The 17,483-nt window shown below is 53.5% G+C and carries 13 protein-coding genes; 1 reads left to right on the forward strand and 12 read right to left on the reverse strand.

Annotation, left to right across the window (positions count from 1 at the left end):
* Positions 1 to 34: 34 nt before the first annotated feature.
* The 11 genes from tilS to NYE74_RS02865 form a co-directional block, all read right to left on the reverse strand.
* Positions 35 to 1,462: a tRNA lysidine(34) synthetase TilS gene (gene tilS / locus NYE74_RS02815; RefSeq protein ID WP_270620251.1), complete on the reverse strand. Its 1,428-nt coding sequence runs from the start codon at positions 1,460 to 1,462 to the stop codon at positions 35 to 37.
* A 17-nt stretch (positions 1,463 to 1,479) separates the two neighbouring features.
* Positions 1,480 to 2,433 (reverse strand): serine/threonine protein kinase, encoded by a 954-nt coding sequence (locus NYE74_RS02820; RefSeq protein WP_340923949.1) that lies wholly within the window; start codon positions 2,431 to 2,433, stop codon positions 1,480 to 1,482.
* Complete coding sequence (locus NYE74_RS02825; RefSeq protein WP_036618092.1) at positions 2,405 to 3,148, reverse strand: VWA domain-containing protein; 744 nt, start codon at positions 3,146 to 3,148, stop codon at positions 2,405 to 2,407. The genes NYE74_RS02820 and NYE74_RS02825 overlap by 29 nt, the downstream gene beginning before the upstream one ends.
* Before the next feature lie 757 nt (positions 3,149 to 3,905).
* Positions 3,906 to 4,853, reverse strand: coding sequence for an IS110 family transposase (locus NYE74_RS02830; protein ID WP_249732660.1), 948 nt, complete (start codon positions 4,851 to 4,853; stop codon positions 3,906 to 3,908).
* Positions 4,854 to 5,325: 472 nt separating this feature from the next.
* Positions 5,326 to 6,273, reverse strand: a complete 948-nt coding sequence (locus NYE74_RS02835; protein ID WP_249732660.1) for an IS110 family transposase — start codon at positions 6,271 to 6,273, stop codon at positions 5,326 to 5,328.
* A gap of 671 nt (positions 6,274 to 6,944) precedes the next feature.
* Positions 6,945 to 7,910 carry an ABC transporter ATP-binding protein gene (locus tag NYE74_RS02840; RefSeq protein WP_036618094.1) on the reverse strand — a complete coding sequence of 322 codons (966 nt, stop codon included), beginning with the start codon at positions 7,908 to 7,910 and terminating at the stop codon, positions 6,945 to 6,947.
* Complete coding sequence (locus NYE74_RS02845; protein ID WP_341004574.1) at positions 7,903 to 8,883, reverse strand: ABC transporter ATP-binding protein; 981 nt, start codon at positions 8,881 to 8,883, stop codon at positions 7,903 to 7,905. The genes NYE74_RS02840 and NYE74_RS02845 overlap by 8 nt, the downstream gene beginning before the upstream one ends.
* Before the next feature lie 11 nt (positions 8,884 to 8,894).
* The gene (gene opp4C / locus NYE74_RS02850) at positions 8,895 to 9,830 is read right to left on the reverse strand and encodes an oligopeptide ABC transporter permease (RefSeq protein WP_124333637.1); all 936 of its coding nucleotides are present in this window, start codon (positions 9,828 to 9,830) and stop codon (positions 8,895 to 8,897) included.
* Positions 9,831 to 9,845: 15 nt separating this feature from the next.
* Positions 9,846 to 10,802 (reverse strand): ABC transporter permease, encoded by a 957-nt coding sequence (locus tag NYE74_RS02855; protein WP_341004575.1) that lies wholly within the window; start codon positions 10,800 to 10,802, stop codon positions 9,846 to 9,848.
* A gap of 5 nt (positions 10,803 to 10,807) precedes the next feature.
* Positions 10,808 to 12,589 (reverse strand): ABC transporter substrate-binding protein, encoded by a 1,782-nt coding sequence (locus NYE74_RS02860; RefSeq protein ID WP_341005297.1) that lies wholly within the window; start codon positions 12,587 to 12,589, stop codon positions 10,808 to 10,810.
* Between the two features lie 699 nt (positions 12,590 to 13,288).
* Complete coding sequence (locus tag NYE74_RS02865) at positions 13,289 to 14,485, reverse strand: IS4 family transposase (protein WP_115311341.1); 1,197 nt, start codon at positions 14,483 to 14,485, stop codon at positions 13,289 to 13,291.
* Positions 14,486 to 14,796: 311 nt separating this feature from the next.
* Here NYE74_RS02865 and NYE74_RS02870 point away from each other — a divergent pair, with 311 nt between their 5' ends.
* Positions 14,797 to 15,915 (forward strand): IS110 family transposase, encoded by a 1,119-nt coding sequence (locus NYE74_RS02870; RefSeq protein WP_036623922.1) that lies wholly within the window; start codon positions 14,797 to 14,799, stop codon positions 15,913 to 15,915.
* Positions 15,916 to 16,493: 578 nt separating this feature from the next.
* On the opposite strand, the gene NYE74_RS02875 is transcribed toward NYE74_RS02870, so the two are convergent.
* A complete protein-coding gene (locus NYE74_RS02875; RefSeq protein WP_341004576.1) occupies positions 16,494 to 17,414 on the reverse strand; it encodes an ArsR/SmtB family transcription factor in 921 nt (306 codons plus the stop codon).
* Between the last annotated feature and the right edge of the window lie 69 nt (positions 17,415 to 17,483).

Genomic DNA, 17,483 nt, shown 5'->3' on the forward strand with positions numbered 1-17,483 from the left:
CGCTAAACCTTAAGGAGCCGCCCGGTTTGCCGATTTAATTCCAAACCATATGCAGCGCCTCGGACGTGTGCCGGCTCACCGCGGCATGCGCGGAACGGCGAACGCCGGGAATCCATAATATCCGGCCGTCGGCATCCGTCACCACCGGGATGCGGGAGCGAAGGGATGGAGGTATTTTCTCGTCGATGAAAATATCTTTTACCTTTTTGCTACCGTTTAGTCCCATGACTTTCATCGCGTCTCCCGGGAGACGGGAACGCACTGTAAGCGGACAGACCAGCTTATCCGCATCAAATATGGCTTCATCGTTGCTTGCTGCCTTTGCCAAAGCGGCTTCCGTACCGCCCGGCAGCCGCGTGATCCGCAAGGTCCGGCCCGCGCCCGGAATCGTCACTTCCGCAGGGAATTGCTCCACTGAATATGTATAGTGAGGAATCTGACTTTCCGCAGCAACGGAGACAAAACGGATCGTGCCGTACTCGCGCATGGCCCGCCAGCCGCCGCCAAGATCCAAGCTCCATGTCGTCGGCCGGTCCTGAACCGCCCCGATACGAACCGCTTCAATCTTGATAAAATCGCTTTCTTCCGTGCTTAAAGGCAGATAATTTAATATTAGTTTAATCAACCTCCGTTGTAAAGCGACATGTAAAGAGGCAAAAGGCGCAATTTTGAACGTTGCCCCTCCTTTGTCCGCACGGACGATTTCGGCATATGCCTTGGACGTCTCCATGGCCAAAAAATCATCCTCCGCCGAGGCCACCTCGGCCAGCCGGTTCAGCGATACCGCCAACTGATCATTATATTGCCCCAAAAAAGGCAACACATCCAGCCGCAGCGAATTCCGCGTGTATTCCGTAGACAGGTTGCTGCTATCGGTCATATATGGGATGCCGGATTCCTCGCAGGCCCGGAGCAAATCCGTCTTGTATATACGCAGCAGCGGGCGGATGAGTTCCACATTTTTTTCCCGGCGCTTAAATCGCATCCCCGCCAGCCCCGAAAGACCGCTCCCCCGCAGCAAACGCATGAGGACCGTTTCCGCCTGATCGTCGGCATGGTGGCCCAAAGCAATCGAGGCCGCGCCGTACCGCTCGGCGACGCGATGCAGGAACTCGTATCTTTTTTCCCGCGCCGCCAGTTCCAGGCCTTTACCCGATTCCTTCTTATAAGAAAGCACATCGGCATAGCCCAGCTCAAACGGAATAGCGAGCCGCTGCGCCAGCTCCCGGACGAAGTCCGCATCGCGGTCCGCTTCGCCCCCGCGGAGGCCGTGGTTCAAGTGGGCGCAAATCAACTCCAGCCCCTCGTCCGCGGCAATTTTCCTCATTATATGTAAAAGAACCGTCGAATCCGCTCCCCCGGACACGGCCACGACGATCCGGTCCCCGCGGGACCACAGCTCTTCCTGCCGCCCGGTGCGCCGGACCAACTCCACCAGGCGATGCAACGTTCGTTCTTTCATTTGAACCCCTTCTCCCATCAAAACCGCAGCGTTAAATATAGCGCACAGGCCAGCAAAGTCAACGACACGGCAAACGCGCCCAGAATCCAGCGCGGTGTGGACGGCCTCGCCTTTCGCTTGGGGCTGAAATTTGCCGAAACCAGCTCTTTCCATTGCCGGCACGCCTCCTGTGTATCCGCAAACTCCCCGTTGATCGCCTTTTGCAGCCAACCGCGATAAGGGACGAGCTGCGGCGTACTGTTGATGATAGCCAGCAGATCTTGGCGGCTGCGTGTTTGCGGCAGCTGGATAGCCGCTTTTTTGAGCGGCCGTTCGGCCAGCAGGTGGATGCATACGACGGCAAATGAAAACAGGTCGTATCCGGGATCCGCCGACCGGCTCCCCGCATCCCAAAAACCGCGGTCATACCACTCGGTAAACTGCTTGACGCTATGGCCGATGGCGGTCACACCGCCGTAATCGATCAGTTCCACCTCGCCGTAGGCGGCGACGAGGACGTTTTCCGGTTTCAGATCGCCAAACACCCAACCGGACCCATGCAGCCGCCTTAGCTGCTGCAGCAAATTGTAACCGGCGACGTCCAGCCACCGGCCTCCCCGGCGGGCCAGAAAAGCGCTAAGCGGTTCCCCCTGCACATACCGCATCACGTAGAACGGAATCTCCCTGCCCCGGTAGGTGAAGTCGTCCACCTCGACCAGATAAGCGAGATCACGCTCTGCGGCCCCTCTCCGCCGCCGCTGGCGCTGCAGCGCTTTCAGCACATTGATTTCCGATTGGATGTCCAGTGTGTCAAAACCAAGCTTAAGGGCGTACAGTTTCGCGTTTTTCTCCTGCTTCACCAGGTACACGACCCCATTCGCCCCTTTGCCCAGCAAACGCTGGACCACATAACGGCCGCCCTTCCAACGGCCGCTGATGCGCGTCCCTTGCGGCAGATTCAGTTTAAACGACGTAGTCTCCGAGAATGCCATCGCTTCCATCCGTCTCCTCGCGCCAAGACTTTCCATGTCCATCCAGTGTACCATATCGCATGAAATCCATCACCTTCAAGATGGCCGGACCGGTTGGCGTCGCCCCCCGCATGACGAGACGCTGGAAAATCGACCGCGCCGTCCCCAAATCGCCGGTCCAATCCACGTCAAGAACGACATCTTCCCCGCTGTGGGCTCCGGGAAAATGAAACACCGCCAGCCGGCTTTCCCCTTTTCTGGCGCCCAGGCTGAGCATCATATCGCGAATCGCCTCTTCCACCGCGCGCAGCTTCGGCTTCATGCTGGCGCTGGCGTCGATCAGCAAAGCGACCTGCAGCGGGCTGCTCTCGCTGAGCTCGTCGATCACCTCGACGACTTGCGAGCGCGTCTCCGGCGGCAAATCGCCCACCGTCTGATCGCCAAGAATCTGACGAATCTCCTTATTGACCGCCTGCTGGATCGTTTGCACCACCGTTTTTCGCGTCATCATCTGCATCGTTTGCGCCAAATTTTCCGTGCCGACAATCCGGCTCATGCCCCCGCCGGCCTTGGCGATTTCGGCGATCTCCACGCTGCCGAGCTCCCCGATCGTCCCGTAATCGACAATCCCGACAACGTTGACGGTGATCCCTTCCTGCTTAGCCAGCGCCGCCGCCATCACCGGACTTTCCCCCACATTGGAACATCCGTCGGTAATCAGCATAATCTGTTTCATTCTATCCCGCCTTCCATACTTTATAAGTTGAACTATTAATTGTACGGATCAGGGCAGCCGTGTGTTCAGTTCAACTCATATAGATTGATAGTCTCTCTTTCTAGCATTTCCAGACAGGGTGAAGTATAAACCGGAAGGAGGAGACAGGGATGGCCGCATCTCACAAAAAAAGAAAAACGCCGGACGGCGTCTTTTTATGATTCCGACTTCTACGTCAGAGCGATTAGATAGATTTCGCTCTAAACCAGTTCATCCAGGGCGATTTGAGGTAAATAGGGCACTAGCGTTGTATTAACTTTTGCTAAAGCTTTCCCCTGAAAGCTATCCGAAATCTAACGGTTGTAGCAGCGGCTATTTGCCGAAAAAAAGCCTTTTCTAAATTTATACGAAAAATAACTCAACGCGTTAAAGTGTGGAAGCGCGTCGAAACAAAAAGGGGGGGTGTTTGATTCTTTTTTTTCCATAATATGGGTTTATACTGAATTCAGTTCATGAAGTTCAACTTCATAGCCCATCTGTTTGATTTTTCGAATCCAGTACTCGATGGTTTTTTCACGTTTACCCAAATAGTCTGCGCCCAGTTCCTCGTAAGGCACTTTATCTCGTAGGACGACGTAGATGATCCGTAAGAGTAAATGTGAAACCGCTATAATGGCTTTTTGTTTACCCATTCGTTTGACTAGCCTGTAATATAAAGCGGATATCCGGGAGTCTTTGACCCTTATGGCGGCCCAACCGCATTGACAAAGTACGGATTTTAGTCCCTTATTTCCGCGTTGGTTCTTTTTTCGTTTTTTTTACCGTTACTTTCATGGTTGGCTGGGCATACCCCGGCCCATGAAGAAAGGTGAGCATCGGATGGAAAATGTGACATATCTGTACCCAATTCGGCCACGATGCTCGCCGCTGCATCATGTTTGATCCCAGGAATAGTGTCCAGCAACTCCATTTCCAAGCGATAAGGCATAGTCAGTTGTTCAATTTCTGTTTCCAGTTCTTGAATCTCCTGTTCTAGATACGCAATATGCTCCAGATGTCTTCGAATCATTTTCCGATGATGAAGGCGTAAACGGCCGTTTAGCGCCTCAATAAGTTCGGGAACTTTGCGTTTCAGAGACGACTTCACCATGTCACGAACCTGCCGTTCATTAAGCACTTCACCGTTGACAATGGATTCAAGTAACAATCGGCCGGAAACCCCAAAGACGTCTGACATAAAGGTGGTGAGTTTCAGATTGGCATCTTGCAATATCTTGTGAATCCGGTTCTTCTCTTGGGTCACATTCTGCAGGAGTTTCCGGCGGTATCGAGTGAGGTCACGCAAGTCGCGAATATCTACGCTCGGGACAAAACTTTGCTCGATTAATCCGCTTCGGTGTAACCGGGCGATCCACTCGGCATCGCTATAGTCGGTTTTTTTGCCTGGAACATTCTTGATGCGGGCCGGATTGGCGAGGGTCAACTTACAAGAATCCTCCAGAATGTTCCATACCGGCTTCCAGTATACCCCGGTGCTTTCCATGGCCACATGGGTACATTGTTGATCTTCGAGCCAGTCTTTTAAACGAAGTAGTTCCTTGGTGGTCGTTCCGAATGTCTCGATTTCTTTTGACGGTCTCTTGTCGAGCGGACCGTACAGAAGGCAGGCCACGATATTATCCTGATGGACATCTATACCTGCACATCGTTCCAAAATCGCATCCAAAACGAACAACTCCTTTCTGGATGTTTTAAGCAGATCATGCAACCTTGTATAAAGATGACACTTTATACTCGTACTCGTGGTAACAATCGGCGATTCTTATACGAAAAATAACTCAACGCGTTAAAGTGTGGAAGCGCGTCGAAACAAAAAGGGGGGGTGTTTGATTCTTTTTTTTCCATAATATGGGTTTATACTGAATTCAGTTCATGAAGTTCAACTTCATAGCCCATCTGTTTGATTTTTCGAATCCAGTACTCGATGGTTTTTTCACGTTTACCCAAATAGTCTGCGCCCAGTTCCTCGTAAGGCACTTTATCTCGTAGGACGACGTAGATGATCCGTAAGAGTAAATGTGAAACCGCTATAATGGCTTTTTGTTTACCCATTCGTTTGACTAGCCTGTAATATAAAGCGGATATCCGGGAGTCTTTGACCCTTATGGCGGCCCAACCGCATTGACAAAGTACGGATTTTAGTCCCTTATTTCCGCGTTGGTTCTTTTTTCGTTTTTTTTACCGTTACTTTCATGGTTGGCTGGGCATACCCCGGCCCATGAAGAAAGGTGAGCATCGGATGGAAAATGTGACATATCTGTACCCAATTCGGCCACGATGCTCGCCGCTGCATCATGTTTGATCCCAGGAATAGTGTCCAGCAACTCCATTTCCAAGCGATAAGGCATAGTCAGTTGTTCAATTTCTGTTTCCAGTTCTTGAATCTCCTGTTCTAGATACGCAATATGCTCCAGATGTCTTCGAATCATTTTCCGATGATGAAGGCGTAAACGGCCGTTTAGCGCCTCAATAAGTTCGGGAACTTTGCGTTTCAGAGACGACTTCACCATGTCACGAACCTGCCGTTCATTAAGCACTTCACCGTTGACAATGGATTCAAGTAACAATCGGCCGGAAACCCCAAAGACGTCTGACATAAAGGTGGTGAGTTTCAGATTGGCATCTTGCAATATCTTGTGAATCCGGTTCTTCTCTTGGGTCACATTCTGCAGGAGTTTCCGGCGGTATCGAGTGAGGTCACGCAAGTCGCGAATATCTACGCTCGGGACAAAACTTTGCTCGATTAATCCGCTTCGGTGTAACCGGGCGATCCACTCGGCATCGCTATAGTCGGTTTTTTTGCCTGGAACATTCTTGATGCGGGCCGGATTGGCGAGGGTCAACTTACAAGAATCCTCCAGAATGTTCCATACCGGCTTCCAGTATACCCCGGTGCTTTCCATGGCCACATGGGTACATTGTTGATCTTCGAGCCAGTCTTTTAAACGAAGTAGTTCCTTGGTGGTCGTTCCGAATGTCTCGATTTCTTTTGACGGTCTCTTGTCGAGCGGACCGTACAGAAGGCAGGCCACGATATTATCCTGATGGACATCTATACCTGCACATCGTTCCAAAATCGCATCCAAAACGAACAACTCCTTTCTGGATGTTTTAAGCAGATCATGCAACCTTGTATAAAGATGACACTTTATACTCGTACTCGTGGTAACAATCGGCGATTCTCGTGGTTGCAATTGGTCCGATTCTAACACGGAGTGTTTCTCCAAAATGTAATCGACCTATGATCCACCTATAATTATTACCTCATAAAGTGAGTGCGTGTACAACCCATATTTTTCATATATGGCGGTGGCCGCCAGGCCATATTTGATTCTAACGGTTGTAAGCATCGTTATTTGCCTGAATCTAAGGAGAAATAGCGGGATTAAGCGGAATAAGCGCCATGGCAACCGTTAGAGTTTGAAATCAACGTTTTTGGAACAAATAGCGCTTGTGGCATCCGTTAGAAAATTTATGTGGCTAGAAAATGCAGCTTGTCAGATTTAATGCAACGCCGGTGTAAATAAGGTCCACTGTGTCGTACATTTTCAAAACCTCCGTTTTTCCGCAGATAAGGTTTCTAAGGGTCCTTTAGTCTCCAGATTTCTCTTCTCCTCTCTTCCCTAACCGGAGCACGGCCCTATATTCCCCGCTTGTGATTTAATAAACTCTATAATGTATAAATAAACTCAAAGCCGGATGGCCCTAAGTTCTGGTTTAGACATAACAGCTTTATCGAGGAATAAGCTCCCCTTCATCAGACCAGGTGACAAGCCACAAAATGTCCCCCGCCGGCGTCGCGGAATTTCGGCGCCCGCTCCTTGCATTCGGCGGCGGCAAACGGGCAGCGCGGATGGAATTTGCAGCCGGAAGGCGGATTGGCCGGGCTCGGTATATCCCCTTTCAAGATGATCCGCTCCCGCTTTGTCCTCGGGATCGGCAGCGGCACCGCGGACAGCAGCGCTTTGGTGTAAGGGTGCAGCGGATGGCGGAACAATTCGTCCCGCGAGGCCGTTTCGACCAGGCCGCCTAGGTACATCACGCCGACCTGTGTGCAGAGATGCTCGACCACGCTCAAATCGTGGGAAATGAACAGATACGTAAGGCCCCGGGTCTCCTGCAGTTTGCGGAACAGATTGATGATCTGCGCCTGGATCGACACGTCCAGCGCGGAAACCGGCTCGTCGGCGATCATCAGCTCGGGATTCAGGATCAGCGCCCGGGCGATCCCGATCCGCTGGCGCTGCCCGCCCGAGAATTCGTGGGGATAGCGGTCGATATGATAGGAGGACAAGCCGCATGAAGCAAGCACCTCGAGCACGCGGTCGCGGATTTCCGCCTTGGGGAGCAGCCCGTGGTCAAGCAGCGCCTCTCCGATCGCGTCCCCCACCCGGATACGCGGATTCAGCGAGCCGTACGGATCCTGGAAAATCATCTGCAGCTTCGGACGCAGCCGGCGCAGTTCGGCGTCAGGCAGGGCGTACAGGTCGGTGCCTTTGAACAGGATCTCGCCGTCCGTTTTCTCCGTCAGGCGGACGATGCTGCGGCCGACCGTGCTTTTGCCGCTGCCCGATTCCCCGACCAGGCCAAACGTTTCCCCGGTCCGGATCGTGATGCTGATGTCGTCCACCGCCTTGATCTGTCCGGTCGTCCGCTGCAGCAGCCCCGTTTTCACCGGAAAATACTTTTTCAAATGCCGCACCTCCAGCAGCGGCTCAGCCATGACGCTCCCCCTCCTCATACAGCCAGCAAGCGGCTTTCTGCCCGTCTCCGACCCGCCCTAGCGCCGGTTCCTTCGTCCGGCAAACATCCATGCAATCGGCGCAGCGGTCGTGAAAATAACACGATGGCGTCAGCTCCAGCAGGTTGGGCACCTGCCCCGGGATCGAGAACAATTCATCCCGGCGCTGTCCCAAAAACGGCTTGGACTTCAGCAGCCCTTGCGTGTACGGATGCTTGGGCGACGCGAACAGCCGGGTCACCTCGCCTTCCTCGACGATTTTTCCGGCGTACATGACGACGACGTAGTCGGCCATTTCCGCCACAACGCCCAAATCGTGGGTGATCAGCAGGATCGCCATGTTCGAGTCTTCCTTAATCCGCCGCAGCATGTCGAGGATCTGGGCCTGGATCGTCACGTCGAGCGCCGTCGTCGGCTCATCGGCGATAAGCAGCCTCGGCCCGCAGGAGATCGCCATGGCGATCATGACCCGCTGCAGCATCCCGCCGCTCAGCTCATGCGGATAATTGTTCATGATCTGCTCTGGCCGGGATATGCCAACCTGCTCGATTAGCTCCACGGCGCGGCGGCGGGCCACCTTCTTGGGCAGCTTCAAGTGCAGGACCATCGGCTCGATCATCTGCTCCCCGATCGTCAGGACCGGATTGAGCGAAGACATCGGCTCCTGGAAGATCATTGCGATCTCATGACCCCGGATCGTTCGCAAATGATGCTTATCGAGGGACAGCAAATCGGTCTCCCCGAATTTAATCCTCCCGCCGATTTCGACGCCGGCACCTTGCAGCAGCCCCATGACCGACATCGCCGTCACGCTTTTGCCGCAGCCGGACTCGCCGACGATGCAGACGGTTTCCCCCGGCAATATCCGCAGGCTCACCTCGTTAACCGCCTTGATCCTTCCTTCTTCCGTCGTAAAATGCGCGCTCAAACGCTCTATCTCCAGCAAAGCCGGCATCTGTCGTTCACCTACCTGTTCAATTTGGGGTCCAGCACATCGCGCAGGCCGTCGCCGAACAGATTGATGGCGATGACGGTGGCGAAAATCGACAACCCCGGCGGAATCCACAGCCAGGGATGCTGCTGGAAGTCGATCATATTGTTGGCGGCGTCGATCATATTGCCCCAGGTGGGCGTTGGCGGCATGACGCCAAGCCCGAAGAAGCTCAGCACCGATTCGCTTAAAATCGATCCGCCGATGTTCAGCGTCGCCATGACGATGATTAGCGGCATGAGATTCGGCAGCAGGTGGTGGATCAGCTTGCGCCGGTCGCGCAGCCCCAGCACCACCGCCGCCTGCATGAACTCCCGCTCCCGCAGGCTGAGCATCTGTCCGCGGATCATCCGCGCCAGCCCCGGCCAGTTGACCAGGCTGAGCATCAGCATGACGATGTACATGCGGTATTCGGTCGGCACCTTCCATTCCGACAGCAGCGCCCCGGAGATGAACAGCAGCGGCAGGCCGGGGATCGTCAGCAGCAGATCGGCCAGCCGCATGATGATTTGGTCGACGACGCCGCGGTAATACCCGGCGATGGCTCCGAGCAGCGTGCCGAGGAACACGGACACCACCATCGAGGCCAACCCGACGGTCAGCGAAATGCGGCCCGCCTGCAGCACCCGGACGAGCACGTCCCGGCCCAGCTTGTCGGTGCCCAGCCAATGCTGCCAGCTCGGCGGCCTGTTCATGAGCGCCATGTTGATTTTGTTGTCGGCGTACGGCGAAAACAGCGGCCCTAAGAAACAGGCGATAAACATGAAGGCGACGACGATGAAACCGGACACGGCCAGTTTATTGCGAAGCAGCCGGCGCAGCGACTGCCGCCACAGCGACGGCTTCTTGAACGCGGAAGCAGGCACGGCCGCTTGGCCCGGGTGCGATATTTTTTCTTGGAATAAGGTCATTTTCACCGGCACCCCCTAATGCAATCGGACGCGCGGATCGGCGGCGCGGTACAGCATATCCGACAGCAGCGTTCCGAGGACGGTCAAAATCGCGATCAGCATCGTAAAGCCCATCAGCAGCGGATAATCCCGAAGCGAAAAAGAGGACATATACAGCTGCCCGATGCCCGGCCAGTTGAAAATCTTCTCGATAATCAGCGAACCGCCGAACAGAGCGGGCAGTTCGAAGCCGACCAGCGTGATCGCCGGCAGCAGCGCGTTGCGCAGGGCGTGGCGGTACAGCACCTTGCTCTCTTTCAGTCCTTTGGCGCGGGCCGTGCGGATGTAATCCTGCTTGATCACGTCGATCATGTTGGTACGGAAATAACGCGTCAGCGAACCGACGCCCAAAACGGTCATAACGATCACCGGCAGTGTCATATGATGGATCACTTCCTTGACATAAACCAGTCCGGTGGCATTGCTGCCCGTCGTAATCATCCCGCCCGGCGGCAGCCATTTGAAGTCAACGGCGAGGATCTTGATCAGAAACAGACCGATGAAAAACGACGGCAGCGACATCGCGGCAAAAATCAGCACCAGCACCAAGGTATCAAACCAGGAATACTGTTTGTAGGCCGAGACGACGCCGACGACCACCGCGATGAACCAGGTCAAGAACGTTGACACCGCCGCCAGCAGGAACGAATTCCAAATGTAGTCGTTGAACAGCGCCAGCACCGGTTTTTGTTGGGCCAGCGAGTAGCCGAAGTCGCCGTGGAAGGCGTTTTTCATCCATATGGCGTACCGCTCCAGCACCGGCCTGTTCAAGCCGTAAATTTCCCGCAGCTCGGCCTTCCGCTCCGGCGACAGCTTGATGTTGCCGCTGATGAAGTCGCCGGGCGTCAGCGCGTACAAGCAGAAGATCAGCAGCGAGGCGGCGAGCAGGATCGCCGCCATGTAAATCAATCGTTTGGCGATATATGTGCTCATTGCTCTTAATGCAGCGTCCAGTTCGGCAGACTGGAGGACAGGCCGGTAAACGGACTGACGGACAGATTTTGAATGCGGCCGTTATAGGCGTACACGGTCTTTTTGTAGGAAGTGAAAATCACCGGCAGTTCGTCGTTGAGCAGTTGGAACAGCTCCTTGTATGCCCCCTTGCGCTGCTCGATGTCGCTGGTGGCCAGCGCCTTGTCGTACAGCTCCTTTACTTTGGGGTTATCGTAGCCCTTGATCTCCCCGTCCACGAACTGCACCACCCCTTCGGACGGGTCCGTCAGCATCGGCGTGAAGAAGGAGGCAATATCGTAGTCTCCACCTTCCACTTTAGAGACGAGCGCGTTGAAGTCAGCAAACACCTCCGGCTGAAAATCGACGCCGATGGCGGCGAAGTTCTCCGCGGCGACGGCGATAAAAATGTCGGTCTGGGCGTTTTTCGAGCCGAGGAAATGGATCGTCAGCTTTTGGCCGTCTTTTTCGCGGATACCGTCCTGGCCCTTCGTCCAACCCGCCTCATCCAGCAGTTCGTTGGCTTTGTCCGCGTCATAAGCGTAATCGTTGATGCCTTCTTCGGTATAAGCCCAGGAGATCGGCGAAGCCGGAATGTTGGCGACTTGCCCAGCGCCCTGGTTTGCGTCGACGTAGATGCTTTGGCGGTCGAGCCCGTACGTTAGCGCCTGCCGAACCTTCTTGTCTTTCAGTGACTCATGTTCAAGATTGAGCTGCAGGTAACCATAAGTGCTAGGCGTGTACGGCAAAATATTGACGAAACCCAAACTTTTCAGCTTATCGATGTTTTCCGTTGTAGCGCTAAAAGAAGCGTAATCCACTTCGCCGGTCTCCAGGTACTGCCAGGTGTCACCTTCGGACGTTTTATAGATAAACCGCTCCGTTTTCGGCTTCCCGGTATAGTAATGTTCGTTGGCGACATAGCGAACCTCTTGCCCCGGAATGAATTTCTCCAGCACGTAAGGCCCGTTGCCGAGGGGCTTCTCATGCAGCTTCTTAATGTAGTCGAGCTGGCCGAATTTGTAATCCTTGCCGTAGTAAGCTTTGGACAACACGTCGCCGCCCAGGAGCACCAGCGCCGTGGCATTCGGCTGCTCCAGCTTGGCCGAGACGGTCAGCGGATCTATGACGGTGATGCCGGAGATGCTCCCGGCTTTGTCTGCTTTGTAAGCTTCGCCGCCTTCAATACGGAGCGCCGGAATTTGCGAGTCTCCGTCGTAAGCTTTATCGTGAAGCAGCGTCCAGGTAAAAGCCACGTCATCCGCCGTCAGCGGCGACCCGTCGCTGAACTTCAAATCCTTGCGCAGATGGAACGTATATGTAAGCTGGTCTGCGGAAACGTCATAGCTTTCGGCCAGCCCTGGAGCCGGCAGCCCTTTGTCGTCCACTGTTACGAGCGGCGTAAACAACAGCGACGACACATTGCCGTCATAGCCGCTTTGGTGAAAATAAGGCGTAAACGCCCCGCTCGGATCGGTCAGGCCGACGATGATCGTGTCGGTTCGCTGCTTGGCCACTGCCGGTAATTTGGACAGATCGCCGGCCGGAGTGAACTGCAGCGCGGCCGCCGGCGCAGCATCGCCGTCATTGGCGGCGGCCGCGTTTTGGCCGTTCCCGGCTGCGGCTGTGCTTTGACCGTTCCCGGCGGCCGCCGTCACCGGACCGCCTTCCTGAGCGGTGCTGTCCCCGTTATTGCCGGTGCAGGCCGACAATACCAGGGCGCCGGTCAGCAAAAACATCATCAGTACGGTTAATCTTGTTCTCTTCATCTTGTTCATCCTTCTCCCTCCCATTTGCCTGTAAAATGATCGTGGCTTATTATACTCTTAAATTCCGATAAGATAACTCAACTATATGCTTTTATCATTATACGAATGACATTTTGTTCTGTAAATAGAGAACTTGTTTATTTTTCTTTATTCGGAGAATTTTGAATTATGACTGCATAACAAAAAAAACAGGCCGATCATGGTGATGTTTGACCATAATCAGCCTGCACGCAAGAGCCGGGCCTTCTTCTTTGGGAACATTAGAGGCCTTTTTAGGGATCACGCCGCGAAAACCTGCTAATCCCAGGCAGCCTAAGAGACTCCTTCCTGACTGCGAAAAACATAAGGACAAAAAACGTCGCTATTTCGGTGATATCCGTCCATTTGAGAGAAATAGAGGCAATTTATGTCGTTATATTCTTAGGGTAACCAGGAAATACCCGCGTTCCGGACCATTCTTGAGAAAATAAGTACTAAAAATGCCTCTAATGGGGATGAACATGCTGAGCACCGGATAATAAGTGCATAAAGTGCACTAGCGTTGCAAGAACACTAACATCAATTTTCAGCAAAACCCACATTTGGATTATTGAAACTATAAATGGATTTTTTTACAGTCATTTTTTAAGCTTAAGACCAAAAAGCCAAGGTTACCTAATGCGTAGGTCGCGATGTCCCATTAAATGTATATAATGGATATTATTCCTTGAACTTGCTTGGCTTAATTATCCCAACCATTGTGCGCACCGATAACGCTTTGGGACCTGACCCCGGACGTCTCCCCGGACTACTTCGACTGGGTTTCCGATCCAGTTCGGTTCGAAAGGATCGCCATGAACGGTACAAATACTCGCGGAGAATCCGGAGCACTTGCCAGTTTGTTTTTGCCGTTTGGGTGCTGTGCCGGATGTGCTCCACGAGCAAGGCAGTAATTAAAGCCAAGAATAATTGGTTCCAAATAGCCTGTGGTTTATGACTGTGCAGCTTCTTCAATCGCAAATGTTGCTTCAGCCATTTAAAATACAACTCGATGAGCCAGCGATTTTTGTAGATCTGCGCGATTTCTTCAGCGGTCTTATCCCATACCGATGTAAAAATACGATAAGTCCGTTCCTGCTCGTCATAAAACTCCACCAAACGAACGGAATGTTCCATGGATCGGAAGGAACTGCCCACGCAAACCTTGGCGTCCCGCGTGATGTTCGAGCCTTCCGGAACAGGATACTCCTCAATGACGGTGGCAAGCGCGCGATCTCGCATACGGATCACAAACTGGATGTTGTCCTGGACCCATTGATCCATCCGGGCATAATCATCATAACCGCGATCCATCACATAAATCGCATCCGAGGGGACGACCAGTTCAACGGCCCCCGCACGATCCCCTACATTGAGCGAACTGGGGATCATGGCATCAGGAAATAGCTTGTCGGGAGCTGTAACAACGAGGCGCAGATGCATCTTGACGCCGCTACTCTTATTTGACATCTTGGCCCAACTTCCAAGTTGAAGCGGCAGTCGAATGCTGGAAGAATCAATGATGTGCAATTTCCCGCTCTGGCCCTGGTGGCAAGCACGTTGCTGTGTTTGTGATGCCAGATGCTGAAACATCCACTCCAACAGCTCCGTTGGGATCTGATCGAGTTTTCGGGATAATTGCGAGCCGCTGATACTCTCCAACTGTAGAAGCTGCTGAAGTTTCGGCTCAGCACGAAGTGCAATTTCCATTTCACCGTAAGATGACCATTGTTTCAACTGAGCATTGATGAAGAGCATGATCGCTTTCATCGTGGTAAGTTTCTTGGTGTAATGGTCGAAGAGTAAACGTTGATGCACATCGATGGGCAGTAAGGAAATCAGTTGACGAATGACCGTTTTAGCTTTAACGTTATCCATGGTTGGTCTCCTTTTGTAGAGAGTTATGGACAACGTACCTACCTCTTTACAATAGGAGATTTTTTATGCTTTTTCCATGAAAAATGATCATAATTACCCATATTTAACTAATATTTGATTATTCGCGTTAGGTTTTATGCAACGCTAGTGCATAAAGTGCCGCTATTTTGAAAGCGGCGGTCCATCGAATAAATCTAGCTATGATGAACGTAAACAAAAGACAGCCCTCCATATTGCTACATCTCGTAGGTTAAAATGGATAGTGAAAACCAAACCATTTCAGAGCTACATAGCAAAGGAGAGCTGATACTATGCAGTCTACCACAAAATTCGTCGGTTTAGATGTATCCAAAGAAAAAATTTCGGTTGCTATTGCAGATGCAAGCGGTGAAACTCCTCGCTATTACGGGAGCATTCCTCACACCCCGGCGGCGCTGCGCAAGCTGATCAAAGAACTGGGACCGGCCGAAACGCTATCGTTTTGTTATGAGGCAGGTCCGACAGGTTACGAAACCTATCGCTGGATCACCTCCATGGGAGCCCATTGCGTTGTCATTGCTCCGTCGCTTATTCCCAAACGCCCTGGTGATCACGTGAAGACGGATCGACGGGACGCCGAGCAGCTTGCCCGTCTGTTTCGTGCAGGAGAATTGACTCCTGTCTACGTCCCGGAGCGGGAAGACGAGGCTTTGCGGGAGTTGGTTCGCGCCCGGGAGGCCGCCAAAGAGGACGCGCATCGGGCACGCCAGCGGATATTGAAGTTCCTGCTCCGCCATCAAATCGAACCGCCGGCTACGATAAAGCGTCGTTGGACCCGGAAGTACCGTTCCTGGCTGGAGCAACTGACATTCCCTTATGAGCCCATGCAAGTAGCCTTCGACGAGATGCTCCATACCTTAAATGAGATCGAGCAGCGGATGGGGCGTTTGGAAAAAGCCTTGGTTCAGCAAGCCACGGTCGGCTCCAAGGCAACTCTGATTCGGGTGCTTCAGTCCCTGCGTGGGATTGGACTACTGACGGCCGTCACTCTAGCTGCTGAGATCGGTTCATTTACTCGCTTCCGCTCCCCGGCCCAACTCATGGCGTATTTAGGGTTGGTTCCTCGTGAGAGTTCAACCGGCCTGAGTACTCGGCGCGGAAGTATGACCAAAGCCGGTAACGGGCGCTTGCGCCGATCCTTGGTGGAATCCGCCTGGAGCTACCGTCATCGGCCTGCGGTGAAAGGAGATCTCGCCAAGCGTTTGGATGGCATGCCGGCCGATATACAACTGTTGTCGTGGAAAGCGCAAGAAAGATTGCATTACAAATACCGTCATCTCATTTTTGGAAAGAACAAACACAAAAATGTGGCCGTAGGCGCGGTGGCCAGGGAGCTAACCGGGTTCATATGGGCTGTTGCTCGAACGGTGGAACAACCGGTGGCTAACTAACGCCCCTTCCGTCCCCTTTGGGGAGACGCAGGGAGCGTTGCCCCCTGCACCCCCACACTCGCCGTGAGGCGTTCCTCATTTCCAATGAGGAATAGGAAAAGTGTTGATTTGAACCTAACCGCTTGTCAAGAAAAGCGCTTGACAAGCTCACGCCTGAGCACGAGGCCCGGGAGCAAACGAAGGTTCCGGGAGAGAATTTGCGTCAACCGTTTGCACTAGGTGAGTAACTGAACGTGCGCTTCTAGCTTGCAAGAGCTCTCCTTGACGAAGGCATAACATGTGGTACCAACCCACGGATAGCAGCGTGCCGACCGTCGCTCGCATTTTTGCTCTCGCGCCACGTGCTCAGGCACCTCTCACACGGAGGGCTTGACAAAAACGTTCATAGCAACGGTTGTGATCGACGCTATTGGGGTAAAGACGAACGGATTCCAAATGTAACGGTTGCCAGCGAGCCTATTTTCCGTTTTCCCGGCAGTAATGGGGCGGTTTCGCCTAAATAAGCGCGATGACAACCGTTAGCGTAATAAATGTTCCGGATAGCTTGATCATACGAGATCATTCGAGATCACCCGAGATTAACCTTGCGGCTTAATATAATCGACCAGCTTCCGGTGCATTACGTCCAACATCTCCGCACGCAGGCTGTATTCGGTGACCGTCTCTCCCTCGAAATGGGCCCGGATGAAGCCGCCGCTGCGCAGCTTGGACACGTGATCGTGCGTAATGCCCTTCGATAATTGCAAATGGCGGACGATTTCGGTAAACGTCCGCGGGCCCTCGCTCAAGTAACGCAGGATTTTCAGCCGGCTCTGCTCGCCGAGCGCCCGGATCATGCGGTATTCTTGCGGCGGAAAATCCGTCTCGTCGCCGAAGTAGATTCGCGCCGCATAATGGCAAAGCGTTACCTTGCCAAAGTGATAAATAACATTCATCGGCTGAAAATGATACTGCGGCACCAGCACCAACCGCTCCAGCCCCTCCTTCGGCGCGAACGCCAGCCCGTTCGTCGTCCGCTCGACAAACGCCAACGGTTCGGCGGCGGCCAACTCTTCCTTTCGCCGTCCGGCTTCCGCCCGCAGCGCGCCCGGCACCGCCGGATCCAGCCGGCGGAAATACTGCTCGTTCCACATGGACAACACCTCGAGCGTCCGCGAGCGGTAAAGCCCCATATCCTTGGGGAACTGCTGGGTGTATCCGGCGGTCAGCTCATATAAATCGCCCGGCGTCTTGGCCTCCAGCCAAGCGAGGAAGGCTTCCGGCGCCAGTCCGGCCGGACACAAACAGGTTAGCAGGTAAGTGAATTTCCAATCGCCGTCCACTTCCATCTCCTTCAGCATGGCGGCGAACCCGGGCGTCAGACACTGTAAGGTTTCCTTGACCCAGGCCGGGGCAAGGTCGATTTTTTTATGCGATTTACGGCAAATGATCGTATGCAGGCTGCTCAATAGCTCGTACCGGGGTTCAAATGTTACGTCCACGCGGTAATCCAATTCCACACGCCCCTTTCTTTCTCCATTATAGCGTGCTTCCCCCCAATTTCGGGCAAAACATCAAACCAGAAAAAC

Source organism: Paenibacillus sp. FSL P4-0127 (assembly GCF_038007325.1).
GTDB classification, from domain to species: Bacteria; Bacillota; Bacilli; order Paenibacillales; family Paenibacillaceae; genus Fontibacillus; species Fontibacillus macerans.

Bases quoted from the DNA above. Each gene is read 5' to 3' on its own strand.
- tilS (WP_270620251.1), bottom strand. From the start codon at position 1,462: ATGAAAGAACGAACGTTGCATCGCCTGGTGGAGTTGGTCCGGCGCACC.
- NYE74_RS02845 (WP_341004574.1), bottom strand. From the start codon at position 8,883: ATGCCGGCTTTGCTGGAGATAGAGCGTTTGAGCGCGCATTTTACGACG.
- NYE74_RS02840 (WP_036618094.1), bottom strand. From the start codon at position 7,910: ATGGCTGAGCCGCTGCTGGAGGTGCGGCATTTGAAAAAGTATTTTCCG.
- NYE74_RS02870 (WP_036623922.1), top strand. From the start codon at position 14,797: ATGCAGTCTACCACAAAATTCGTCGGTTTAGATGTATCCAAAGAAAAA.
- NYE74_RS02860 (WP_341005297.1), bottom strand. From the start codon at position 12,589: ATGAAGAGAACAAGATTAACCGTACTGATGATGTTTTTGCTGACCGGC.
- opp4C (WP_124333637.1), bottom strand. From the start codon at position 9,830: ATGACCTTATTCCAAGAAAAAATATCGCACCCGGGCCAAGCGGCCGTG.
- NYE74_RS02855 (WP_341004575.1), bottom strand. From the start codon at position 10,802: ATGAGCACATATATCGCCAAACGATTGATTTACATGGCGGCGATCCTG.
- NYE74_RS02820 (WP_340923949.1), bottom strand. From the start codon at position 2,433: ATGGCATTCTCGGAGACTACGTCGTTTAAACTGAATCTGCCGCAAGGG.
- NYE74_RS02825 (WP_036618092.1), bottom strand. From the start codon at position 3,148: ATGAAACAGATTATGCTGATTACCGACGGATGTTCCAATGTGGGGGAA.
- NYE74_RS02865 (WP_115311341.1), bottom strand. From the start codon at position 14,485: ATGGATAACGTTAAAGCTAAAACGGTCATTCGTCAACTGATTTCCTTA.